The following is a 23,097-nucleotide window of genomic DNA, read 5'->3' as shown; positions in this document are numbered from 1 at the left end:
CGCCCGCGCGCGGCCTCGCAGAATCGGCACGCATGGGGTTGTGGCGGTTCCTGCTGGCGGCGACGGCGGCCAGGGTCGCCGACGAGATGGTGGGCGTCGCCCTCGTCCTGCTCGCCCTGGACCGCACCGGCGACCCGGCGCTGGCCGGGCTGATGGTCACCGCCTACGCCCTGCCCTCGATCGCCTCCGGGCCGGTGGTGGGCGCCGTCCTCGACCGGTCGCCGCACCGCACCCGCGTGCTCGCCGCCAACGGCCTGCTGCTCGCCGCGGCCTGCGTGGGGGTGGAGCGCACCCTGGGGCACGGGCCGAGCGCCGTGCCGCTGCTGCTCACCGCCGTCACCGGGGTCGCCCTGCCGCTGACCAGCGGCGGCTACTCCAGCCTGGTGCCGCTCCTGGTGCCCCGCGACCAGCTGACCAGGGCCAACTCCTTCGACGCGGGGTCGTTCAGCGTGGCCGCCATCCTGGGCCCCGGCCTGGCGGGCGCGCTCGCGGGCGGCGTCGGCTCCCCCGCCGCCGTGCTGGCCATCAGCGGGCTGGCCGTGCTCGGCGCGCTCGCCACCGCCACCCTGCCCCGGGTCGCCAGGGCCGACGCCGACCGGCCGCGCCTGGGGCGGGTGGTGCGCGACGGGCTCGTCCACCTCGCCACCACCGCCCCGCTGCGCGGCGCCACCCTGGCGACGGTCGTGGCGTTCCTGGCCGCGGGCCTGCTCAGCACCGCCTTCCCGCTGCGCGCGGCCGAGGTCGGCGCCGCGGAGTCGGCGGGCGGCTACCTGTGGACGGCGATGGAGGTGGGCAGCCTCGTCGCGGTGCTGCTGCTGTCCCGGCGGCTGCTGGCGGGCGACCGGCCGGAGCGGGTCGTCTTCGGCTGCCTCACCGCCCACGGCGCGGTGCTGCTCACCGTCGCGCTGGCGCCCGCGCTGCCGCAGGCCCTGGTGGCGGCGGCCGCGGCGGGCCTGGCCAACGGCGCCACCCTGCCCGCGATCATGGCCACCCGCCAGCGCCACACCCCGGTCGGCCTGCTCAGCCAGGTCTCGGTCACCGGCGGCAGCCTCAAGATCGCCGCGTTCGCCGCGGGGGCCGCGGCGGGCGGCTGGCTCGTGCCCGCCGTCGGCGCCGGGGCGGGCATCGCCGTCGCGGCCGCGGGCCAGCTCCTCGCCGCGGGGCTCGGCGCGCTGGCCGCGCGGAGTGGCAGCCGCCCCGCGGCACTGGTGGACTGAGGGCCATGGACCACATGGCTAGCGCACGCGAGGTGGCCGATCGGGCCGCGCACCGCCTGCACGACTGGGACGCCCCCACGCCCTGCTCCGACTGGGACGCCCGCGAGCTGCTCAACCACCTCACCGCCGAGCAGCTGTGGGTGCCGCACCTGCTGGCCGGGGAGACCGTCGAGCAGGTCGGGGACCGCTACGACGACGACGTCCTGGGCGACGACCCCGTCGCGACCTGGGAGCGGGCCAACGCCGCCGCGGCCGAGGCGTGGGCGGGCGTTCCGGACGACCGGGTGGTGCACCTGTCCTTCGGGGACACCCCCGCCGCGGAGTACCGCTGGCAGATGACGATGGACCTGGCCGTGCACGGCTGGGACATGGCCACCGCGGCGGGCGCCGACGCGGGCATCCCAGACGAGCTGGCCACCGCGGTCCTCGACCACATCGCCGACGACGTGGAGAACTGGCGCGGCACCATCTTCGCCGACGCGGTGGACGTGCCCTCGGGCGCGAGCCCCCAGGACCGGCTGGTCGCCCTCACCGGCCGCGACCCCGGGTGGAAGCCCCCGACCAGGGCGTAGTCCCCGTCCCGAGGGCCCGGTGTCCTCGCCAGGACCCGACACAGCGGACGCGGGTCACGTCGGTGCACCGGCGCCCACCGGCCGAACAAGCCCTAGACTGGGTGGGTTGGCACAAGACGATTCGAGGAGCACGCCACCGTGCGCAAGGCGGCACGCGCGTCCCGATCCCCCGGTCGCAGTAGCGGGCCGGGCGACGGGCCCGGCGACCATACCCACCCGGTGACCGAGCGGGGTGCTCGGTGATCGGCGTCCTGCTCAACGTCCTCGGCCTGCTGGCCGTGGCCGCGCTCACCCTCGGCACGGCCCTGTTCGTGGCAGCCGAGTTCTCCCTGACCACGCTGGAGCGCAGCCAGGTCGACCACCACGTCGAGCAGGTGGGCGACCGGCGGGCGGTGGCCATCGCCAAGGCCCACCGCACGCTGTCGTTCCAGCTCTCCGGCGCGCAGCTGGGCATCACCATCACCACCCTGGTCACCGGCTACATCGCCGAACCGGCCATCGCCAGCCTCATCGAGCCGCCGCTGACCTGGGTCGGGCTGCCCGAGGCGGGCGCGGAGGCCGTGGCCATCGCGGTGGCCCTGCTGCTGGCGACCTCGCTGTCGATGGTGTTCGGGGAGCTGGTGCCCAAGAACCTCGCCATCGCCAAGCCGCTCCCCACCGCCCGCGCCGTGGCGGGCATCCAGGCGGTGTTCTCCTCGGTGCTGCGCTGGCTGATCAACGGCCTCAACGGCTCCGCGAACTGGGTGGTGCGGCGCATGGGCGTCGAACCGCAGGAGGAGCTGCGCTCGGCGCGCTCCCCGCAGGAGCTGGGCGGCCTGGTGCGCTCCAGCGAGGCCTCCGGCACCCTCGACACCGGCACCGCCACCCTGCTCAGCCGCTCGCTGCGCTTCGGGGACCGCACCGCCGACGAGCTGATGACCCCGCGCGTGCGGGTGCACGCCCTGCGCGCCGACGCCACCGTGGCCGACCTGGTGTCGCTGGCCAGGGCCACCGGGTTCTCCCGGTTCCCGGTGCACGGCGGCGACCTCGACGACGTGCGCGGGGTCGTGCACGTCAAGCAGGTGTTCAGCGTGCCGTCCGCGGTGCGCGCGACCACCCGGGTCGGGTCGCTGGCCCGCCCGGTGCCCACCGTGCCGGAGACCCTGGAGGGCGACGTGCTGCTCGACCGGCTGCGCGGCTCGGGGTTGCAGGTCGCCGTGGTCGTCGACGAGTACGGCGGCACCGCGGGCCTGGTGACCCTGGAGGACCTGGTCGAGGAGATCGTCGGCGACGTCCGCGACGAGCACGACCGCGGCGAGGTCAGCCCGGTGCGCCCGCTGGGCAAGGAGAGCTGGATGGTGTCCGGTCTGCTGCGCGACGACGAGCTGGCCGACGCGACCGGGTTCCGGATGCCCACCGGCGAGTACGAGACGGTGGCGGGCCTGGTGCTGACCAGGCTCGGCCGCATCCCCGAGGTCAACGACGAGATCCGGCTCGACGGCTGGCGGGTGACCGTGATGCGGATGGACCGCCACCGCATCGCGGAGCTGCGCGTGGCCCGCATGCCCCGCCAGGGGGTGACCGCGTGAGCGACTTCCTCTCCCTGCTCGCCACCCTGCTCCTGCTGCTGGGCAACGCCTTCTTCGTCGGGTCCGAGTTCGCGATCATCACCGCGCGCCGCGACCGGCTCGAAGCGCTCGCCAGGGAAGGCGCCACGCGCGCCACCACCGCCATCGAGGCGTCGCGGGAGCTGCCGCTGCTGATCGCGGGCGCGCAGCTGGGCATCACCGTGTGCTCGCTGGGCCTGGGCGCCCTGGCCGAGCCCACCATCGCGCACCTGATCGAGGTGCCGTTCGCCGCGCTGGGCCTGCCCGAGGCGCTGGTGCACGGCGTGGCCTTCGCCATCGCGCTGGGCCTGGTGACCGCCCTGCACACGGTGATCGGCGAGATGGTGCCGAAGAACCTGGCCATCGCCGGGCCCGAGCGCGCGGCGATGGCGCTGGTGCCGGTGCACTACGCGTTCTGCAAGCTGGTGCGCCCGCTGCTGTCGCTGTTCACCAAGGCCTCCACCGCGGTGCTGCGGCGCTTCCACGTCGTCCCCAAGGAGGAGCTGGAGACCGCCTACACCTCCGACGAGCTGGCGACGATGATCGCGGAGTCGCGCGCGGAGGGCCTGCTCGACGACTCCGAGCACCGGCGGCTGACCAACACCCTCACCTCCGCCGAGCGCACCGTGGCCGAGGTCATGGTGCCGATGGAGCAGATCAAGACCGTCCCGCACCCGCCGAGCGTCGGCGAGGTGGAGGCGGCGGTGGCCGAGACCGGCTTCTCCCGCTTCCCGGTGCGGATGCCCGACGGCAGCCTCAACGGCTACGTCCACATCAAGGACCTGCTGGACCTGGTGGACGCCGACCCGGGCACCCGGCTGCCCTGGTCGCGGGTGCGCGGGCTGCCCGAGCTGCCCGCCGACTCCCACCTGGACGAGGCGCTGGCCGCGCTGCGCCGGGCGCAGAGCCACCTGGCCAAGGCCGTCTCCGCCGACCGCACCGTGCTCGGCGTGGTGGCCCTGGAGGACCTGCTGGAGGAGTACGTGGGCGTCGTGCGCGACGGGACGCACATCAACAGCGGTGGCTGAGCAGGTCCTGCCCGAACCCGAGTGGCAGCGGCGGCGGGCGGCGCACGAGCGGCGGGTCCAGCGGTGGACCCGCCCACACGTGCGCCGCCGCGCGCTGGGCGAGAAGCACCCGGTGCTGGACTTCCTGTTCACCTACTACAGCCACCGCCCCGCCCACCTGGAGCGCTGGCACCCGGGCGCGGGCGTGGTGCTCGCGGGCCCGGCGGCGCGGGAGTACCTGCGCTGGAAGGAGTACGCGGAGGTCGACGGCGGCGTCGCGGTGCGCCCCGAGCTGCCGGAGAACCGGGCGCGCACGGCCCGCTTCATCCGCGACCTGCTCGCAGCGACCGCCGCCCGCCCGCCCCGGCTGTCCTGCTTCGGCCTGCACGAGTGGGCCATGGTGTACCGGCTGCCCGCCGAGCGGGTGCGGCACAGCGCGTGGCCGCTGCGGCTGGGCCAGGACGGCACCGACGCGGTGGTGGAGTCGCAGCGCATCACCTGCGCCCACTACGACGCGTTCCGCTTCTTCACCCCGCAGGCGCGGCCGCTCAACCTGCTCTCGCCCACCCGCGAGGACCAGGTGGCCAACGAGCAGCCGGGGTGCCTGCACGCGGGCATGGACCTGTTCAAGTGGGCCTACAAGCTCGACCCGTACACCCCGTCGGAGCTGGTGGCCGACTGCTTCGACCTGGCGCTGGACATCCGGGAGCTGGACATGCGCGCCAGCCCGTACGACCTGTCCGCGCTGGGCTACGAGCCGGTGCGGATCGAGACGCCCGAGGGCCGGGTGCGGTACGCGCGGCTCCAGGCCGAGTTCGCCGAGCGCGCCGCGCCGCTGCGCAAGCAGCTCATCGAGGTCTGCGACCTGCTGCTCGGCTGACCCCCGGCACCCCCGCTGTTGATCGCGGGCACCGCCTTCTCCTATAGTGCTAGTTATCTAGTTAAACATGGAGGTGTCGGGGTGATCGAGTTCCACCTGGACGGCAGATCCGGTCTGTCGCCCTACCAGCAGCTCGTCCAGCAGGTGCGGCACGCGGTGCGGCTGGGGGTGCTGCGCGCGGGCGACCAGCTCCCCAAGGTCAAGGAGGTGGTCGCGCAGCTCGCGATCAACCCCAACACCGTGCTCAAGGCCTACCGCGAGCTGGAGCACGCGGGCCTGGTGTCCGCGCGGCAGGGCGTCGGCACGTTCGTCACCGCGACCGCGGCACCCATCCCGCCGCTGGCGATGACCGCGCTGCGCAGGGACCTGGGCAAGTGGCTCGACCGGGCGCGCACCGCGGGGCTCGACGACGAGGGGGTCGAGGCGCTGTTCAGCGCCGTGTTTCGCGACCGCCGGGCAGCGGAGGACATAGCGTGAGCACCGCCATCGAGGCCACCGGCCTGCACAAGCGGTTCCGCCGGGCCGAGGCCCTGCGCGGGGTCGACCTCACCGTCCCCGCGGGCGGCGTCGTCGGGCTGATCGGGCCCAACGGCGCGGGCAAGTCGACGCTGCTCGACCTGGTCACCGGCATCCTGGAACCCACCGAGGGCACCATCGAGGTCACCGGTCGCGTCGCCTACGTGGCCCAGGGGGCTCCGGTGTACCCGGGGCTCACCGTGGCCGAGCACCTGCGGCTCGGCGCGGAGCTGAACCCGGACTTCGACCCGGCGCACGCCCGGGAGCGGGTCGAGCGCGTCGGGCTGCCGCTCACGCGCAAGGCCGGGCGGCTCTCCGGCGGTCAGCGCGCGCAGCTCGCGCTGACCCTCGCCCTGGCAGGCCGCCCCGACCTGCTCGTCCTCGACGAACCCGCCGCGGCCCTGGACCCGCTGGCGCGCCGGGAGTTCCTGGCCGACCTGATGGGCGCCGTGGCCGACCGGGAGATGACGGTGCTGGTCTCCTCGCACCTGCTCAGCGACCTCGAGCGCGTCTGCGACCACCTGGTCGTGCTGGTCGACGGGCGGGTGCGGCTCGCCGGGGCCGTGGACGACCTGCTCGCCGGGCACCGCCGGGTGACCGGAGCGCGCCGCGACGACCCGCTGCCGGGGGGTCAGCGGGTCGTCGCGGCCAGCCACACCGAGCGGCAGTCGACCCTGGTGGTGCGCACCGACGACCCCGTGCTGGACCCGCACTGGGACGTCACCGAGATCGGCCTGGAGGACCTGGTGCTCGCCTACCTGGCACCGCCCGCCCCCGCCCGCACCGAGCTGGAGGTGGTCCGATGACCTGGCTCGCGTGGCGGCAGGTGCGCCTGCCCGCGCTGCTGCTCGCGGTGCTGATCGTGCTCGGCGCGATCGCGATGCTCCTGGTGGGCAGGCCGCCCGGGGGCACGAGCTTCGGGGAGCGCGAGGACGTCGCGACACTGCTCTACGGCGGGGCCATCGGCGCCGCCTACGGCCTGCCCGCCCTGCTGGGCGCCTTCCTCGGCGCGCCGGTCGTGACCCGGGAGCTGGAGGCGGGGACGCACCGGCTGGCGTGGACGCAGGGGATCAGCCGGACCCGGTGGCTGCTGACGCGGACGGCCGTCGCGGGCGCGGTCGTGCTGGCCTCGTCCGGGCTGGTGGCCCTGCTCGTGACCTGGTGGGCGGCGCGGCGCGACCACGCCTCCGCCGACTTCCGCTCGTCGCTGGTGAACCCGGACGTGTTCGGGGCGCGGGGGCTCGTGCCCGTCGGCACCGCGGTGTTCGCGCTCGCACTGGGCGTGGCGGTCGGTGCCGTGGTGCGCCGGACGCTGCCCGCTGTGGCGGTGACGCTCGCGCTGGTTGCCGCTGTGCAGCTGGCGATGCCGCTGGTCATCCGCGAGCACCTGTGGCCCCCCGTGGAGCAGGACGTCGCCTTCAGCGCGGAGTCGCTGCGCTCGGTGCTGGGCGACAGCGACGTGGGCGGCATCGCGGAACTGCGGGTCGCCATCCCCGCGCAGGACGCCTGGGTGGTCGGCAACGACACCCTCGACCGGAACGGCGACGTGGTGGCACCGCCCGCGTTCCTGACCGAGTGCTTCACCGGGTACGCACCGGGGTCGTCGGGGCCGGAGAAGCCCGTCGCGGAGTGCATGGCGCGGCTGGACGCCGAGGGCTACCGGCAGCACGTGGAGTACCAACCGACGTCGCACTTCTGGCCGCTCCAGATCGTCGAGACCCTGTTGTTGCTGGTCACGGCTGGTGCGCTGACCTGGTTCAGCGCGTGGTGGGTGCGCACGCGGCTCACCTGAACGGGGGTGTGGATGGATTTCCCCGGGGTCCGCGCGGGCCGGGTAGCGTGCCCGCCGTGACTGGAGTGGAGATCTACACCGACGGGGCGTGCGTCCCCAACCCCGGGCCGGGGGGTTGGGGCGCCGTCCTGCGGTTCGGGGCGCACGAACGCGAGCTGTGCGGGGGCGAGGCGACCGAGACGACCAACAACCGGATGGAGCTGACCGCCCCCATCCGGGCGCTGGAGTCGTTGACGCGCAAGGTGCCGGTGGCGATCTACACCGACAGCACCTACGTGCGCAACGGCATCACGCAGTGGGTGTCCGGGTGGCGCAGGCGCGGGTGGATCACGTCGACCAACACCCCGGTGAAGAACGTCGACCTGTGGAAGCGGCTCGACGACCTGGTCTCGGAGCACGACGTCGAGTGGCACTGGGTCAAGGGGCACGCCGGGCACCCGGAGAACGAGCGGGCGGACCGGTTGGCGCTCAAGGGCCTCCAGGACTCCCTGCGCGCCGCGGGCCTACCCGTGACCGAGGCGAAGGCGGCGGTGCAGCGCCCCCGCAAGGAACCCCAGCCGCGCGGCGAGGGCACGTGCCAGGCGACGACGAAGAAGGGCACCCCGTGCCCGGTCCCACCCCGGCCGTCCGGGCTGTGCCACGTGCACGACCCGGCGGTGCAGTGCGGGGTGCGCAAGCGCAACGGGGAGCCGTGCACCATCGCCACCGGCGGGGGGAGGTGCGACTACCACCGCTGACCCCCGGACAGCTCGGACCCCGCCCTGGGTCTCAGGGCGGGGCCCGGTGCTCGTGGGGCGGTGCCGGTCAGCCCTCGAAGGTGTCGGGGTCCGGACCGGTCCGCTCACCGTTGTCCAGGCCGTCGATGGCGGCCAGGTCGTCGGCGTCCAACTCGAAGTCGAACAGGTCGATGTTGGCCCGGATGCGCTCGGGCGTCACCGACTTGGGGATCACGACGTTGCCCGCCTGCACGTGCCACCGCAGGATCACCTGCGCGGACGACTTCCCGTGCTTCTCCCCGATGCGGGTGAGCGTGTCGTCCTTGAGCAAGCCGCCCGACGCCAGCGGGCTCCACGCCTCGGTGACGATGCCGTGCTTGTCGTTGAACGCCTTCAGCTCCCGCTGCGGCAGGTTGGGGTGCAGCTCGATCTGGTTGACCACCGGCACCACCTCGGTCTCCCCGAACAGCCGCTCCAGGTGCGCGGGGTGGAAGTTCGACACCCCGATCGACCGCACCCGCCCGTCCGCCTTCAACTTCTCGAAGGCCTTCCAGGTCTCCACGTACTTGTCCCGCTTCGGCGAGGCCCAGTGGATCAGGTAGAGGTCCAGGTACTCCAGCCCCAGCTTCTCCATGCTCGCGTCGAACGCCCGCAGCGTGGAGTCGTACCCCTGGTCGTCGTTCCACAGCTTGGTGGTGACGTACAGCTCCTCCCGCGCGATCCCCGACTCCGCGATCGCCCGCCCGGTCCCCTCCTCGTTCCGGTACGCCGCCGCGGTGTCGATCGACCGGTACCCGGCCTCCAGCGCCGCGCTCACCGCACCGGTCACCTCGTCAGCGGGCACCTGCCACACCCCGAACCCGACCTGCGGGATCGACGTGCCGTCGTTCAGCGTCACCTGTGGGACTGTGGACACAGCATCCTCCGTCGTCGTGCGTCTCCCCCTGAGGTACCAACGCACCCGCCGCGTTCAAACCTCCCCCGCCCCGCGCCTTCCCCCCGCCGCCCACCCCGCGCTACCCTCGGCCCCATGACTGCCGGGTCGGCCACGCGCCGCGCACAGAACGGTGACCCGGCCCCGGCGTAACCCGGGGCCCGCCACCCAGGGGATTCCGAAGTAGACACCCACCCGGAACACCCCCAGGAGGCACCCACCATGGCATTCCCCACCCCCGGCGAGACCTTCACCGGCAAGGTCGTGGCCGAAGTCCCCTTCGGCTCCTTCATCGAGCACCCCTCCGGCCACCACGGCCTCCTCCACGGCGAACCCCTCCCCGTCGGCACCGAACTCCACGTCAAGGTCCTCTCCACCGACCCCGACGCCGAGCGGTTCAGCGTGGCCAAGGCGTAATCCGCCAGTCGTGCGCTCCCCCGCGGCCGTGCGCCGCGGGGGAATTCGCCGTGCCCGCCCCCGCATTCACGCTCTCAACCGACCCTCGGCTGTCCCGCAGCCCGCTCCCGCTACCAGCCCCCCCAGGGTCCTCTCCGCCGACCCCCAAGCCGAGCGGTTCGGCGCGGCCAAAGCGTTATTCACCAGTCATGTGCTCCTCCGCGGCCCTGAGCCGCAGGGGGATCACCCATGTCCGCAAACCTCCCAATCCCCGCATTCACCCTCAACCGCATTGCAATGCCGGCAGGCCATCTCAGGCCTAACCGCGCCGCCTCTGTTCATTCCAAGCCATCCCGCAGCCCACCCCAGCCCCCCAGCCCCGAGCCCCCCCAACCTCACCACCCCCAGGCACGTCCACGCGTCACCGCCGGAACCCGCCCTCCGAGTTGATCACCTGCCCCGTCACCCACCGGCTCTCGTCCGATGCCAACCACCGCACCAACCGAGCGACGTCGTCCGGCCTCCCCCACCGCCCCAGCGGCAACCGCTCCCCCACCCGCGCCGTCAGCTCCGCACTGGCCCACCCCGTGTCCACCGGCCCCGGGTTGATCGCGTTGACCGTGATCCCCCGCTCCACCAACGCATCCGACAACGTCCACGTCATCTGGTGGATCGCCCCCTTGCTGATCGCGTAGGGCACCTCCCGCACCATAGGCCCCAAGTGCTGACCCGAGGTGAACAGCACGATCCGCCCCCCACCCCGCCCCTCGTCATAAGCCGCCGCGAACGCCTGGGCCAGCAGGACGCTCGCCCGCGCGTTCACCGCCCAGGTCAGGTCCAACTCCTCCGCGGTGACCTCCATCAACCCGAAGTCCGAACTCCGCGCGTGGTTGGCCACCACCACATCCACACCCCCGAACGCCTCCACCGCCGCAGCGATCACCCGCCCCGGCGCCTCGGCCTCCGCGAAGTCCGCCGACACGTGCCGCAACCGAGGCCCTTCACCACCCAGCAACTCGACGATCCCCTCCACCCCACCCTCGTCAGCCCCCCAAGCCTGCTCCGCGTCATGCGGCGCCCACGAGTGCACCAGCACCGACGCCCCCGCCTCCAGCAGATCGGCCGCCACCGCGAACCCGATGCCCGCTCGCCTGCTCACCCCCGTCACCACAGCGACCCGCCCGGCCAGGGACCCCTCAGCGCTCGTCACCCGACCACCCTAACCACGGCGCCGCCACCCAGCACCCACTCGGACACCCACCCATCTCCCCGCAGGCGTACCCGTCCGCAGGCGGACTCGATGGCCAACTCCCGCCACATCACCAAAGGCCATGCAGCGCGCGGAGATGCCCCGAGCACCCGGCTCCGTCACGGCGGTCCCAAGCCAGCATCGCTCCGACCGAGCGTTGGCCCCAACCCAGCAACGCCCGAAAGCAGCGACGCCCACCATCGCAGAGCCCCAAGGCGGCTGAGCCCCAAGGCGGCACAGTCCCAACCTGCCAGAGCCCCAAACCCGCCAGAGTCCTAACGTGCCGAAGCCCCAAAGCGCCCGCGCCCCAGCGTGCCGGGGACCGCAGCCAGGTGGGCCGACCGAGCCACCCCACACCACCGGGGCCACCCCACACCACCGGGGAGTGGGGCCGGTGGGCTGCACAATCTACTGAGGATGGATCCGGTTGGCCTCTGCGTTGTGGAGCCCGTGCGCCGCCCCCGCGCGTCTTCCTTCTGCTCTAGCTTAACGACGCCCACCGACAGAAATCGGCTCGCCAGAACACTTGTCCACAACCCAGTCGGGTGAACCTGAGCCCGACCAGACCGCGAGCGCACCACCAGCAGCACGCCAGCGCAAACCTACAGCAGCCCAAGGACAAGAACCACGACAACGAACGACGGAGCCCCGGTGACCCCGCCGAAGCGGAGGTCACCGGGGCCCGGGCCGAGCGAGCGTCAGCTGCTGAAGGCCTCGATGGGCGGGCAGGAGCAGACGAGGTTGCGGTCGCCCTTGGCGCCGTCGATGCGGCGGACGGGGGGCCAGACCTTGGTGGCGGGGGTGACGCCCTCGGGGAAGACGGCCAGGTCGCGGGAGTAGGGGTGGTCCCACTTGCCCGCGATGGACGCGGCCGTGTGGGGGGCGTTCACCAGGGGGTTGTCGTCGGCGGGCCAGTCGCCTGCGGCCACTTGGGCGATCTCGCGGCGGATGGCGATCATGGCGTCGCAGAAGCGGTCGATCTCGGTGAGGTCTTCGCTCTCGGTGGGTTCGACCATGAGGGTGCCCGCGACGGGGAAGGACATGGTGGGGGCGTGCAGGCCGTAGTCGGCGAGGCGCTTGGCGACGTCGTCGACGGTGATGCCGGTGGACTTGGTGAGGGGGCGCAGGTCGAGGATGCACTCGTGGGCGACGTGGCCGCCCTCGCCGGTGTAGAGGACGGGGTAGTGCTCGTCGAGGACGCGGGCGATGTAGTTGGCGGAGGCGACGGCGGTGAGGGTGGCGCGGCGGAGGCCGTCGAGGCCCATCATGCGGACGTAGGCCCAGGAGATCGGCAGGATGGAGGCCGAGCCCCAGGGGGCGGCGCTGATGGGGCCGACGCCGGTCTCCGGGCCCGCGGTGGGCTGGAGGGGGTGGTTGGGCAGGAACGGGGCCAGGTGGGCGCGGACGCCGATCGGGCCGACGCCGGGGCCGCCGCCGCCGTGGGGGATGCAGAAGGTCTTGTGCAGGTTCAGGTGGGACACGTCCGAGCCGAACTTGCCGTAGCGGGCGAGGCCGATGAGGGCGTTGAGGTTGGCTCCGTCGACGTAGACCTGGCCGCCCGCGTCGTGCACGAGGCCGCAGACCTCGCGGACGGTGTCCTCGTAGACCCCGTGGGTGGACGGGTAGGTGATCATGATGGCGGCGAGGTCGTCGGCGTGCTCGGCGATCGAGGCGCGCAGGTGGTCGAGGTCGATGTTGCCCGCGTCGTCGCACTTGACCACGGCCACGCGCATGCCCGCCATCACCGCGGAGGCGGCGTTGGTGCCGTGGGCGCTGGACGGGATGAGGCAGACGTCGCGCTCGCCGTTGCCCTGGCTGCGGTGGTAGGCGCGGATGGCCAGCAGGCCGGCGAACTCGCCCTGGCTGCCCGCGTTGGGCTGGAGGCTGACCGCGTCGTAGCCGGTGAGCTGGGCCAGCCACCCCTCCAGGTCCGACACCACGCGCAGCAGGCCTGCGGCCTGGTCGGCGGGGGCGAACGGGTGCAGGTCGGCGAACGCGGGCCAGGTGATCGGCTCCATCTCCGCGGTCGCGTTGAGCTTCATCGTGCAGGAGCCGAGCGGGATCATGCTGCGGTCGAGCGCGACGTCCTTGTCCGACAGCGAGCGCAGGTAGCGCAGCAGCGCGGTCTCGGAGCGGTGCGCGGAGAACACCGGGTGGGTGAGGTAGTCGGAGGTGCGCAGCAGGCCGGCGGGCAGCGCGTCCGGGGTGTCCAGGTCGAGGGCGTCGGCGTCGGCGGACACGCCGAAGGCGGCCCACACGCGCTCCAGGTGGGCGCGGGTGGTGGTCTCGTCGGTGGTGATGCCGACGTGGTCGGCGTCGGTCAGGCGCAGGTTGACGCCCTCGGCCAGCGCGGCGGCGACGACCTCGGCGGCGCGGCCGGGCACCCGGGCGGTGACGGTGTCGAAGAAGCCGTCGTGGGCCAGGTCCACGCCCCCGGCGCGCAGCCCGGCGGCCAGGACGGCGGCCATGCGGTGCGTGCGGGTCGCGATGGAGCGCAGGCCGTCGGGGCCGTGGTAGACCGCGTACATGGAGGCGACGACGGCCAGCAGCACCTGGGCGGTGCAGATGTTGGAGGTGGCCTTCTCGCGGCGGATGTGCTGCTCGCGGGTTTGCAGGGCCAGCCGGTAGGCGATGTCGCCGTCGGCGTCGGTGCTCACCCCGACGAGGCGGCCGGGCAGCTGGCGCTCCAGGCCCTTGGCCACGGCCATGTAGCCTGCGTGGGGGCCGCCGAAGCCCATCGGGACGCCGAAGCGCTGGGTGGTGCCGACGACGCAGTCGGCGCCGATCTCGCCGGGCGGGCGGAGCAGGGTGAGGCCGAGCAGGTCGGCGGTGACGGCGACCTTGGCGCCGCGCTCGTGGGCCGCGGCGATGAGGGCCTCGTGGTCGCGGACGGCGCCGGAGGCCCCGGGGTAGGACAGCAGGACGCCGTAGAACTCGCCCTCGGGCAGGCCGTCGGCCAGGTCCGCGACGACGACCTCGATGCCCAGCGGCTCCGCGCGGGTCTGGATGACGGCGATGGTCTGCGGGTAGGTGTCGGCGTCGACGACGAAGCGGGGCGACTTGGCGCGGCCGCCGCGGCGCAGCAGGGTCATGGCCTCGGCGGCGGCGGTGCCCTCGTCGAGCATGGAGGCGTTGGCGGTGGGCAGGCCGGTCAGGTCGCCGATGACGGTCTGGAAGTTGAGCAGCGCCTCCAGGCGGCCCTGGGAGATCTCCGGCTGGTACGGGGTGTAGGCGGTGTACCAGGCGGGGCTCTCCAGGACGTTGCGCCTGATCACGGCGGGGGTCTGGGTGCCGTGGTAGCCCAGGCCGATCATCGGCACCAGGGTGCGGTTGGTGGCGGCGAGGGCGCGCAGCTCGGCCAGCGCCTCGGCCTCGGTGGCCGGGGCGGGCAGGGCGAGGGCCAGGTCGGGCTCGCGCAGCGACTCCGGCACGGCCCGCTGGGCCAGCTCCTCCAGGGAGCCGACGCCGACGACGTCGAGGATGCGGGCCAGCTCCGCGGGCCGCGGGCCGACGTGCCGGTCGGCGAAGGGGGTGCCGTGCTCCAGTGCGGCGAGCGGGATGCGGTCGCTGGTCATGCGGGCTACCTCCGGGTTTCGGGGTCGGGCCTGGCCGGGCGGTCTTCGCCCGTGGCCCTCCCCCTCTGTCCGTGCCCGCTGCGCGGGCGCCTGAGAGCTTCGCCCGCGCGTGCGGGCTTGCACCTTCGGCGGGGCAGCCCGGTGGTGGCGAGCGGCCCGCTTTCCAGAGGCGCCTCACCCGTGCGGTCCGTTTGCCTGAGAGGTTCCGGGGAGGGGTTGCTCCTTCGGCGCCGGAGTGGCTGGTGGGCCCTCCGGTCTCTCCCGCACGGGGTCTGCGACCCGGTCAGTCTAACCGGTCGGCGGCCACCTGCGGTGCGCCGCGCGGCGCGACGTGGTCGGATGCGGGGATGGACACACTCGCCGCGCTCGCCGCCCTCGACCGGGACCTGCGCCGGGAGCTGCCGCCGCTGGTCGACCACGCGGTCGTGCAGCGCACGGCGCACGTGACCCGGCACGTCGACGAGCGGCCGAACGGCTGGTCGGGGGTGGTGTGGTCCGATGTGGACGAGGTGAGCGCGGGCCCGGTGGTGGCCGAGGAGGTGGCGCGGTTCCGGGCGCTGCCGGGCGACTGCGAGTGGAAGCACTACCACCACGACCGGTTCCGGGCGCTGCCGCTGCACCTGGTGGCGGAGGGGTTGCGGCCGGGGCCGGTGGAGTGGGTGATGGTGGCGGAGGCGGGCGCGGTGCCGCGGGTGCCGGTGCCCGCGGGGGTGGAGTTCGTGCCGGTGCGGGACGCGGCGGGGGTGGCGGCGGTGGTGCACGTGCACGAGGTGGCGTTCGGTGCGCCGTTCGGGTGGTTGGGCGAGCGGATCGCGGAGACGCTGCGCGAGTCGCCGCGGCGGTTGGACGTGCTGCTGGCGGTGGCCGGGGGTGAGCCGGTGGCGGCGGCGCGGACGGAGTACTACCCGGGCACCCGGTTCGCCGGGTTGTGGGGCGGGGGCACGGTGCCGGGGTGGCGGCGGCGGGGTGTGTACCGGGCGCTGGTGTCGGCGCGGGCGCGGGCTGCGGTGGCGCGCGGGGTGCGGTACCTGCACGTGGACGCGATGCCCGCGAGCCGGTCGGCGCTGGGTGGGTTGGGGTTCGTGAAGCTGACCTCGACCACCCCGTACACGCTGGCGTGATGCCGCTGGTCAGCCCGCGTTGCGGGCCTTGCGGCGCTGGGTGAGCTCGTCCTCGCCGGGTTGTTCGACGGCGCCGTCGGCGCGCTCGGCGGGGAACTCGTGGATGGTGCCGCTGATCTCCCGGATGGCCCCGGAGACCGCGATGCCGAACACGCCCTGGCCGCCTTGGAGCAGGTCGACGACCTCCTCGGGGGAGGTGCACTCGTAGACGGTGGTGCCGTCGCTGAACAGGGTGACGTTGGCGAGGTCGCGGACCCCGCGCTTGCGCAGGTGGTCGACGGCGACGCGGATGTTCTGCAGGGACACGCCGGTGTCGAGCAGCCGCTTGACGACCTTGAGGACGAGCACGTCCTTGAACGAGTACAGCCGCTGCGACCCCGAGCCCGCCGCGCTGCGGATGGTGGGCACGACCAGGCTGGTCCTGGCCCAGTAGTCGAGCTGGCGGTAGGTGATGCCCGCGATCTGGCACGCGGCCGGGCCGCGGTAGCCGACGAGCTCGTCCGGCAGCGAGGCGTCCGGGAACAGCTCTCCCTGCTCCGCGTACTCCGGACCCTGCTCGACCACGCCTGCCTCCCCTCGTCCGGCCCGCCGGGGCCGGTGGACGAGACCGCCCGTCCCGCCGTGGGGACCGTCGGCCGGGCGGCGCCCACCGCGGGCGCCGGGCTCACGCCCGGGGGCGCCCGCGCGGCACCGCTCCGCCCCTGACGGTAAGTCGGGGGCGCGGGCAGGTCAACGCGACGCGCGGGGCGCGCGCCGGTCGCGTCGCGGCCTACGTGTCGGCGCCGCGGAAGTCCTCCGGGGAGACCGAGTCGAGGAACTCGCGGAACTTCTCGACCTCGTCCTCCTGCTCGTCCGGGATGATGAGCCCGGCCTCGGCGAGCACGGAGTCCTCGGCGTGGATGGGCACCCCCACCCGCAGCGCCAGGGCCACCGAGTCGCTCGGGCGGGCCGAGACCCGCACGTCGCCGTCGAAGACCAGCTCCGCGAAGAAGGTGCCCTCCTTCAGGTCGGTGATCCGGACCTGCTCCAGCTCCCGGCCCAGGGCGCCGATCACGTCCTTGAGCAGGTCGTGGGTCAGCGGCCGGGCGGGCCGCACGCCCTGCTGCTCCAGGGCGATGGCGGTGGCCTCCACCGACCCGATCCAGATGGGCAGGTAGCGCTCGCCCTCGGCCTCGCGCAGCAACAGGATGGGTTGGTTCTGGGGCAGCTCCACCCGGACACCCACCACGCGCATCTCGCTCATCGGGTCGCCTCCCTCCGCTCGCCGGCGCATCGGCGTCCCGCCTGTTCCCACGAGGATCGCCCATGGCCGGTTCCGACGCTACCCGCCATCCGGCCCCTGTGCGCGACCACGGGCGCTGCCATCTGGTCACATCCGGGGTCCGGCGGGAGCGGTTGTCACATGCCGGTCAACGGCCGCAGCCCGGCGCGCACCAGTTCGGCGTGCAGGCCGACGGCCAGTTCCGCCAGGTCCCTGGCGGTCTGCTCGGCCCGGCGGCGGGCCGCCGGGTCGCGCTTGCGGCGCAGCGGCGCCACCACCTGCTCCACCAGCCCGACCTCGCGGTCGGCCGCGGCGCGGAAGGCCCGCAGGTGGCGCGGTTCGATGCCGTGCTCGGCCAGGGCGGCGGCGGTGCGCGCGATGGGCACCGCCGCGCCGGGGTACCGGCCGCCGCCGTCGGCGGCGACCAGCCCGTACTGCTCCAGCTCCGCCAGCAGGGCCTCGTCGACCCCGGCGCGGGCGAGCACGTCGGCGCGGGCCAGCCGGTCGGCGGGCTCGGGGGCGGCGGGCGGCGCGGGCGCCGGGGCGGCGCCGTCGAGCCGCTCGCGGATCACCCGCAGCGGGAGGTAGTGGTCGCGCTGGGCGGTGAGCACGAAGCGCAGCCGCTCCACGTCGCGCTCGGTGTAGCGGCGGTAGCCGGACGGGGTGCGGTCCGGGGTGACCAGGCCCTCGGCCTCCAGGAACCGGAGCTTGGAGGTGGTCACGTCCGGGAAGTCGGGGCGCAGGCGGGCCAGCACCGCGCCGATGCCCGCGCCGCCCCGCTCCGGCCCCCCGGCCGCACCCGCCACCTGCTGCTAGGCCCCCGCGCCGGGGCCGGTGAGGAACACCAGGCGGAACTTGCCGATCTGCACCTCGTCGCCCCCGGCCAGCACGGCCTGGTCGACCGGCTCGCGGTTGACGTAGGTGCCGTTGAGGCTGCCCACGTCGATCACCACGAACTCCCCGCCCTCGCGGCGGAACTCCGCGTGCCTGCGGGAGACGGTCACGTCGTCGAGGAAGATGTCGCTGTCGGGGTGCCGACCCGCGCTGGTGGTGTCGCGGTCGAGCAGGAAGCGCGAGCCCGCGTTCGGGCCGCGCTTGACCACCAGCAGGGCGGACCCAGCGGGCAGCGCGTCGACGCCCGCGACGGCGGGCTCCGGTGCCGGGGCGTGGGCCTGGGCCTCGGGGTCGGCGAGGAAGTCGGCCCGGAAGACCGAAGTCCGCTCCGGAGACTGCTCCGGCGGGACGCCGGGCCCGTCGTTCGTGCTCACCTGAGCTCTCCCTTGCTGGTCACTTCGCTGAACAGTGCCAACGTACCGTGCGCGATGAGCGGCCCGGACGCCTGCCCCCCGGGCCGGTGGCGACCCGGGGGGCAAGATCGTCTCACGGGGTGGCGCGGGACGCGCGGCGGGTGCGCGGCGCGCCGCGGGGTTTCTCCGCGCGGGCCCGCGCGGGCCCGGGGAGACCGGGCGTCCCGGGCGCCGCGGGGCCGCGCGGGGGGCGGTCAGCCCCTGGTGAGCGGGGTGTAGGCCTCCGCGTCGAGGAGGCCGTCGAGGGTGTCGGGGTCGTCGACCTCGATCTCGACGAGCCAGCCCTCGCCGTAGGGGTCGGAGTTGAGCAGCTCCGGCTGGTCGACCGCCTCGTCGTTGACGGCGGTGACCTCGCCGGTGAGCGGGGCGAACAGCTCGGAGACGGACTTGGTCGACTCGACCTCACCGATGGGCGAACCCTGTTCCACCCGCTCGCCCACCTCGGGCAGCTGGACGTGCACGACGTCGCCGAGCTGCTGCTGGGCGTACTCGGTGATGCCGACGCGCACCAGGGTCTCGGTGCGGGTGGCGACCCACTCGTGCTCTTCGGTGTAGCGCAGTTCCTCGGGGATCAACGTTGGGCCGCCCTCTCACGCGTGGCCAGGCTGCAGGGTGGCGACGAGCTTAGAGGGGGGCGGGCGCGCCGCGATCACGCAGTGCCGTGCTCGTCTGCACGAGGTAGAGCAGGCCGGAGTACACGAACAGCACGCCGCCCCAGATGGCCAGCGCGTAGGCGACCGGGCGGACTGCGGTGGCGGCGTCGGAGGAGCCCTGGGCCAGCAGCAGCAGGGGGAAGGCGTACATCAGGTTGAAGGTCGCGGCCTTGCCGATGTAGGTGACCTCCGGCGGGGCGAAGCCGTTGCGCCGCAGGAGCCAGATGCAGGCGCCGACGAGGGCGTCGCGGGCCACCAGGACGACCGCGACCCAGAGGGGCACGATGTCGCGCAGCACGAAGGCGACGATCGTGGCGAGGGTGTAGAGGCGGTCGGCCGCGGGGTCGAGCAGCGCGCCCAGGCTGCTCATCTGGTCGAGCCAGCGGGCGATCTTGCCGTCGAGCCAGTCGGACACGCCGCTGAAGACCAGCACGGCGATGGCCCAGCCGTCGGCCTGGGGGCCGAGCAGCAGCCACAGGAACACCGGGACGCCCAGCAGGCGCAGCACGCTGAGCGCGTTGGGGATGGTGAAGACCCGGTCGGGGTAGCCAGCCGCGTCGGACATGGCGCAGAACTTACGCGGTGACCCGGGCGCGGGGCGGGGTGGCCCGCCCCGCGCGCCTGGGTCGTCCGAGGTCCAGCCCACCGGCGCGGTGGTGCCGGTTCACCCGGTCGGCGTCAGCAGCTCAGTCAGCTCAGTCGGCTCGGTCAGCTCAGCTTGTCGTGCGACCACCCCTGGCGCTGGAGCGCTGCGGGGGTGAGGCGCGCGAGCCTGCCGCGGTGGTCCAGGCCCACCCACACGGGTGGTTCGAGGACGAAGGCGCGGCCGTCGCTCCAGACGACGCTGCACGGTTGGGTGGGCAGTGCGGTGCCCTCGGTCAGCTTCCTGTCGGCGGTGGTGGACGTGGTGTCGCTCATCTCGGGGAGTCCTGCCTCACGCGGGGGTCGGCTTCGATCCGACCGTTGTGTCGGAAGCAAAGCACGCCGCGTTAACAACAGTCCGGATCGTGGGCGTTTCCGCTTGTTAAAGTCGCGGGTGCTCCGGGTTACCGCGAGACGCGCTCTGCGGAGAACACCTCGACGAGCTTGGCGCTGAACGCCGGGATGTCGTCGGGATTGCGACTGGTCACCAGCGTGCTCGCGCCGGAATCGTCGACGACGACCTCCTGGTCGACCCAGGTGGCGCCCGCGTTGCGCAGGTCGGTCCGCAGGCTCGGCCACGAGGTGAGCGTGCGGCCGCGGACCACGTCGGCCTCCACCAGCGTCCAGGGCGCGTGGCAGATGGCGGCGACCGGCTTGCCGTTGTCGAAGAAGGACTTCGCGAAGTCGACCGCTCCCTGGTCGGTGCGCAGGAAGTCGGGGTTGGCGACGCCGCCGGGCAGCACGAGCGCGTCGAAGTCGGCCGGGTCCGCGTCCGAGGTGGTCACGTCGACGTCGAAGGTGTCGGCCTTGTCCAGGTGGTTGAACGCCTGCACCGAACCGCTGTCGGTGGAGACGAGCACCGGCGTCCCGCCCGCCTGCTCGACCGCCTTCCACGGCTCGGTGAGCTCGACCTGCTCGATGCCTTCGGGAGCCACCAGGAATGCGACCTTGTGGTTGCTGAGGGTGGCCATGAACTAGCTCCTTCCGATCGGGGACGTCCTTTCCCGGAGTTGCCCGATCGGAAGGCGGTTAACCATCACCCGCGCAGGTCGGGGAAATCGTCCTCGGTGAACTCCCCCGCCACCGCGGCGCCCGCGTCGGCGTGCACCTCGTCCTCCCGGCCGCGCAGCTCCACCCGGCGGATCTTGCCGGAGATGGTCTTGGGCAGGTCGGCGAACTCCAGGCGCCGGACGCGCTTGTAGGGGGCCAGGTGCTCGCGGGCGAAGGCCAGGATGGACCGCGCGGTGGCGGCGTCGGGCTCGTGCCCGGCGGCGAGCACGACGTAGGCCTTGGGCACGGCGAGGCGGATGGGGTCGGGCGAGGGCACCACGGCGGCCTCGGCGACGGCGGGGTGCTCGATGAGGACGCTCTCCAGCTCGAACGGGGAGATGCGGTAGTCGGAGGCCTTGAACACGTCGTCGGCGCGGCCGACGTAGGTGATGTAGCCGTCGGCGTCGCGGGAGCCGACGTCGCCGGTGTGGTAGTACCCGTCGCGCATGGCCTCGGCGGTGCGCTCGGGGTCGTCGGCGTAGCCGACCATGAGCCCGACCGGGCGCGCGGACAGGTCCACGCAGATCTCGCCCTCGTCGCCGGGTTCGCCGGTGGCGGGGTCGACCAGCGCGATGGTGAACCCGGGCAGCGGGCGGCCCATGGAGCCGGGCTTGACCGGCTGGCCCGGCGTGTTGGCGACCTGCACGCTGGTCTCGGTCTGGCCGAAGCCGTCGCGGATGGTGACGCCCCAGGCGCGCGAGACCTGCTCGATGACCTCGGGGTTGAGCGGTTCGCCCGCGCCGACGACCTTGCGCGGCGGGGTGCGCAGCTGGGTGAGGTCGGCCTGGATGAGCATGCGCCACACCGTCGGCGGGGCGCAGAAGCTGGTGACGCCGCAGCGGTCCATCTGGGACATGAGCGCGGTGGCGTCGAACCGGCTGTAGTTGTAGAGGAACACCGTGGCCTCGGCGTTCCACGGGGCGAAGACGTTGCTCCAGGCGTGCTTGGCCCAGCCGGGCGAGGAGATGTTGAGGTGCACGTCGCCGGGGCGCAGGCCGATCCAGTACATCGTGGACAGGTGCCCGACGGGGTAGGAGACGTGCGTGTGCTCGACGAGCTTGGGCCGGGCGGTGGTGCCGGAGGTGAAGTAGAGCAGCAGGGTGTCGTCGGCGGCGGTGGGGCCGTCGGGGGCGAACCCCTCCCCCGCGCGCTCGGAGTCCGAATAGGACTTCCAGCCGGGGACGGGTTCCCCCACGGCGATGCGGGTGTAGTCGCCGGGCACGTCGTCGAACTTGGCGGCGTCGGCCGAGCGCACCACGACGTGCCGGGCCCGGCCGCGCTCGACCCGGTCGCGCAGGTCGGCCGCGGCGAGCAGGGTGGTGGCCGGGATGATGACGGCGCCGAGCTTGGTGCAGGCGAGGATCGTCTCCCACAGCTCGCCCTGGTTGCCGAGCATGAGGACCAGCCGGTCGCCGCGGGCCACGCCGAGCCCGCGCAGCCAGGTGGCGACCTGGTCGGAGCGGCGGGAGAGCTCGGCGTAGGTCCACCGGGCCTCGGAGCCGTCCTCCTCGACGATCCACAGCGCGGGGCGGCTCGCGGTGGGCTCCCGGGCGGCCACGACGTCGAACCAGTCCAGCGCCCAGTTGAACGCCGCGGGCCGCGGCCAGGTGAAGCCCGCGGTGGCGGCGGCGTGGTCGTCCCCGTGGGCGACCAGGAAGTCGCGGGCGGCGCGGAACTCTTCGGTGGGGGGCACGCTCACGGTTTCGCTCCTCGTCGACTCGACAACCGCGCCCGAGCCTGCCCCATCACCCCCGGCCGCGCCACCACCGGCGCGACCTACTCCCCGGTGAAGGTCGGCGGCCTGCGCTCGACGAACGCCTGCACCGCTTCGCCGAGGTCCTTGCTGGCCAGGAAGGCGGAGTTCCAGGTGGCGACGTAGCGCAGGCCCTCGGCCACGGTGCGGTCGCGGTCGAGGCCGAGGACGTCCTTGGTGCCCTGCACGACCAGCGGCGGGTTGGCGGCGATCTCGGCGGCGAGGCCGCGGGCGGCGGCCAGCACGGCCTCCTGGTCGGGGTGGACGTCGTTGACCAGGCCGATGCGCTCGGCGCGGGCGGCGTCGATGTCCTTGCCGGTGAAGGCCAGTTCGCGCAGGTGGCCCTCGCCGATGATGCCGGACAGGCGCTGGAGGCTGCCCAGGTCGGCCACGATGGCCACCTTGACCTCGCGCACGCTGAACGTGGCGTCGGCGCTGGCGAGGCGGATGTCGGCGGCGGCGACCACGTCGACCCCGCCGCCGATGCACCAGCCGCTGATGGCGGCGATGACGGGCTTGCGGCAGCGGGCCACTGCGGTGACCGAGTCCTGCATCTGCCGGATCGTGTCGAGGAAGCGGGTGCGCGGGGCCGCGAGGGAGTCGCCGCCGAGCAGGCCGCCCCAGGCCGGGGCCATGGCGGGCAGGTCGAGGCCGTAGGAGAAGTTGCGGCCGCTGCCGGTGAGCACCACGGCGCGCACGTCCGGGTCGGCGTCGAGGGCGTCGAACACCAGGGGCAGCTCGCGCCAGAAGTCCGGGCCCATGGCGTTGCCCTTGCCGGGGCCGAGCAGGGTGACCTCCGCGACGTGGTCGGCGGTGTCGACCGTGAGCGAGACCAGGTTCTCCGTCATGGCCGCGACATTACCCGCGGGT

The 23,097-nt window shown here is 73.7% G+C and carries 23 protein-coding genes, 1 pseudogene and 1 riboswitch; of the genes and pseudogenes, 11 read left to right on the top strand and 13 right to left on the bottom strand.

Annotated features, from left to right (window positions below; genetic code table 11):
- The first annotated feature begins 32 nt into the window (after positions 1-32).
- From BJP25_RS07025 to rnhA, 9 genes and pseudogenes are all read left to right on the top strand, one after another.
- Positions 33-1,217 (top strand): MFS transporter, encoded by a 1,185-nt coding sequence (locus BJP25_RS07025; protein ID WP_075973921.1) that lies wholly within the window; start codon positions 33-35, stop codon positions 1,215-1,217.
- A 14-nt stretch (positions 1,218-1,231) separates the two neighbouring features.
- A complete protein-coding gene (locus tag BJP25_RS07020; RefSeq protein WP_233157937.1) occupies positions 1,232-1,789 on the top strand; it encodes a TIGR03086 family metal-binding protein in 558 nt (185 codons plus the stop codon).
- Positions 1,790-2,028: 239 nt separating this feature from the next.
- The gene (locus tag BJP25_RS07015) at positions 2,029-3,357 is read left to right on the top strand and encodes a hemolysin family protein (RefSeq protein WP_198943366.1); all 1,329 of its coding nucleotides are present in this window, start codon (positions 2,029-2,031) and stop codon (positions 3,355-3,357) included.
- Positions 3,354-4,403, top strand: a complete 1,050-nt coding sequence (locus BJP25_RS07010; protein ID WP_075973919.1) for a hemolysin family protein — start codon at positions 3,354-3,356, stop codon at positions 4,401-4,403. Before BJP25_RS07015 ends, BJP25_RS07010 begins: the two co-directional genes overlap by 4 nt.
- The gene (locus BJP25_RS07005; RefSeq protein WP_075973918.1) at positions 4,396-5,262 is read left to right on the top strand and encodes a 3-methyladenine DNA glycosylase; all 867 of its coding nucleotides are present in this window, start codon (positions 4,396-4,398) and stop codon (positions 5,260-5,262) included. Before BJP25_RS07010 ends, BJP25_RS07005 begins: the two co-directional genes overlap by 8 nt.
- A gap of 81 nt (positions 5,263-5,343) precedes the next feature.
- Positions 5,344-5,739: a GntR family transcriptional regulator gene (locus BJP25_RS07000; protein ID WP_075973917.1), complete on the top strand. Its 396-nt coding sequence runs from the start codon at positions 5,344-5,346 to the stop codon at positions 5,737-5,739.
- Positions 5,736-6,584: an ABC transporter ATP-binding protein gene (locus tag BJP25_RS06995; RefSeq protein WP_075973916.1), complete on the top strand. Its 849-nt coding sequence runs from the start codon at positions 5,736-5,738 to the stop codon at positions 6,582-6,584. The genes BJP25_RS07000 and BJP25_RS06995 overlap by 4 nt, the downstream gene beginning before the upstream one ends.
- Positions 6,581-7,570: an ABC transporter permease subunit gene (locus BJP25_RS06990; protein WP_075973915.1), complete on the top strand. Its 990-nt coding sequence runs from the start codon at positions 6,581-6,583 to the stop codon at positions 7,568-7,570. Before BJP25_RS06995 ends, BJP25_RS06990 begins: the two co-directional genes overlap by 4 nt.
- A 56-nt stretch (positions 7,571-7,626) precedes the next feature.
- Positions 7,627-8,082: pseudogene (rnhA, locus tag BJP25_RS06985) on the top strand (ribonuclease HI); the annotation flags it as partial.
- 292 nt (positions 8,083-8,374) lie between these two features.
- Here rnhA and BJP25_RS06980 read toward each other — a convergent pair.
- A complete protein-coding gene (locus BJP25_RS06980; protein ID WP_075973914.1) occupies positions 8,375-9,202 on the bottom strand; it encodes an aldo/keto reductase in 828 nt (275 codons plus the stop codon).
- Positions 9,203-9,442: 240 nt separating this feature from the next.
- On the opposite strand from BJP25_RS06980, the gene BJP25_RS06975 reads away from it, so the two are divergent.
- The gene (locus BJP25_RS06975; protein WP_075973913.1) at positions 9,443-9,637 is read left to right on the top strand and encodes a hypothetical protein; all 195 of its coding nucleotides are present in this window, start codon (positions 9,443-9,445) and stop codon (positions 9,635-9,637) included.
- A 400-nt stretch (positions 9,638-10,037) separates the two neighbouring features.
- Here BJP25_RS06975 and BJP25_RS06970 read toward each other — a convergent pair whose 3' ends face one another.
- Both BJP25_RS06970 and gcvP read right to left on the bottom strand, forming a co-directional pair.
- The gene (locus BJP25_RS06970; RefSeq protein WP_233157936.1) at positions 10,038-10,826 is read right to left on the bottom strand and encodes an SDR family oxidoreductase; all 789 of its coding nucleotides are present in this window, start codon (positions 10,824-10,826) and stop codon (positions 10,038-10,040) included.
- A 737-nt stretch (positions 10,827-11,563) separates the two neighbouring features.
- Positions 11,564-14,440: an aminomethyl-transferring glycine dehydrogenase gene (gene gcvP, locus BJP25_RS06965; RefSeq protein ID WP_075973912.1), complete on the bottom strand. Its 2,877-nt coding sequence runs from the start codon at positions 14,438-14,440 to the stop codon at positions 11,564-11,566.
- 173 nt (positions 14,441-14,613) lie between these two features.
- A riboswitch (glycine riboswitch) is annotated at positions 14,614-14,714 on the bottom strand.
- A 73-nt stretch (positions 14,715-14,787) separates the two neighbouring features.
- On the opposite strand from gcvP, the gene BJP25_RS06960 reads away from it, so the two are divergent.
- The gene (locus BJP25_RS06960; protein WP_075973911.1) at positions 14,788-15,561 is read left to right on the top strand and encodes a hypothetical protein; all 774 of its coding nucleotides are present in this window, start codon (positions 14,788-14,790) and stop codon (positions 15,559-15,561) included.
- Between the two features lie 9 nt (positions 15,562-15,570).
- Here BJP25_RS06960 and BJP25_RS06955 read toward each other — a convergent pair whose 3' ends face one another.
- The 10 genes from BJP25_RS06955 to BJP25_RS06910 all read right to left on the bottom strand — a co-directional run bounded on the left by BJP25_RS06955 (position 15,571) and on the right by BJP25_RS06910 (position 23,075).
- A complete protein-coding gene (locus BJP25_RS06955) occupies positions 15,571-16,125 on the bottom strand; it encodes a MerR family transcriptional regulator (RefSeq protein WP_075973910.1) in 555 nt (184 codons plus the stop codon).
- 205 nt (positions 16,126-16,330) lie between these two features.
- Complete coding sequence (locus BJP25_RS06950) at positions 16,331-16,804, bottom strand: bifunctional nuclease family protein (RefSeq protein WP_075973909.1); 474 nt, start codon at positions 16,802-16,804, stop codon at positions 16,331-16,333.
- Between the two features lie 155 nt (positions 16,805-16,959).
- Positions 16,960-17,628: a transcriptional regulator FtsR gene (gene ftsR, locus BJP25_RS06945; protein WP_198943365.1), complete on the bottom strand. Its 669-nt coding sequence runs from the start codon at positions 17,626-17,628 to the stop codon at positions 16,960-16,962.
- A gap of 6 nt (positions 17,629-17,634) precedes the next feature.
- Entirely contained in the window at positions 17,635-18,090 is a 456-nt protein-coding gene (gene garA, locus BJP25_RS06940; RefSeq protein ID WP_075973908.1) for a glycogen accumulation regulator GarA, read from the bottom strand.
- A gap of 233 nt (positions 18,091-18,323) precedes the next feature.
- The gene (gene gcvH / locus BJP25_RS06935) at positions 18,324-18,704 is read right to left on the bottom strand and encodes a glycine cleavage system protein GcvH (protein ID WP_075973907.1); all 381 of its coding nucleotides are present in this window, start codon (positions 18,702-18,704) and stop codon (positions 18,324-18,326) included.
- 49 nt (positions 18,705-18,753) lie between these two features.
- The gene (locus BJP25_RS06930) at positions 18,754-19,347 is read right to left on the bottom strand and encodes a CDP-alcohol phosphatidyltransferase family protein (RefSeq protein WP_075973906.1); all 594 of its coding nucleotides are present in this window, start codon (positions 19,345-19,347) and stop codon (positions 18,754-18,756) included.
- Between the two features lie 143 nt (positions 19,348-19,490).
- Entirely contained in the window at positions 19,491-19,700 is a 210-nt protein-coding gene (locus BJP25_RS06925) for a hypothetical protein (RefSeq protein ID WP_075973905.1), read from the bottom strand.
- Positions 19,701-19,828: 128 nt separating this feature from the next.
- Positions 19,829-20,395 carry a type 1 glutamine amidotransferase domain-containing protein gene (locus BJP25_RS06920; RefSeq protein WP_075973904.1) on the bottom strand — a complete coding sequence of 189 codons (567 nt, stop codon included), beginning with the start codon at positions 20,393-20,395 and terminating at the stop codon, positions 19,829-19,831.
- A gap of 65 nt (positions 20,396-20,460) precedes the next feature.
- Positions 20,461-22,173, bottom strand: a complete 1,713-nt coding sequence (locus BJP25_RS06915) for an AMP-binding protein (protein ID WP_075973903.1) — start codon at positions 22,171-22,173, stop codon at positions 20,461-20,463.
- A gap of 77 nt (positions 22,174-22,250) precedes the next feature.
- Positions 22,251-23,075, bottom strand: a complete 825-nt coding sequence (locus tag BJP25_RS06910; protein ID WP_075973902.1) for a crotonase/enoyl-CoA hydratase family protein — start codon at positions 23,073-23,075, stop codon at positions 22,251-22,253.
- Positions 23,076-23,097: the final 22 nt, after the last annotated feature.

Origin of the sequence: Actinokineospora bangkokensis (assembly GCF_001940455.1) — a bacterium.
Lineage (GTDB): Bacteria > Actinomycetota > Actinomycetes > Mycobacteriales > Pseudonocardiaceae > Actinokineospora > Actinokineospora bangkokensis.
The sequence above is the reverse complement of the archived record's forward strand: the minus strand, read 5'-3'. Positions and strand labels throughout refer to the sequence as shown.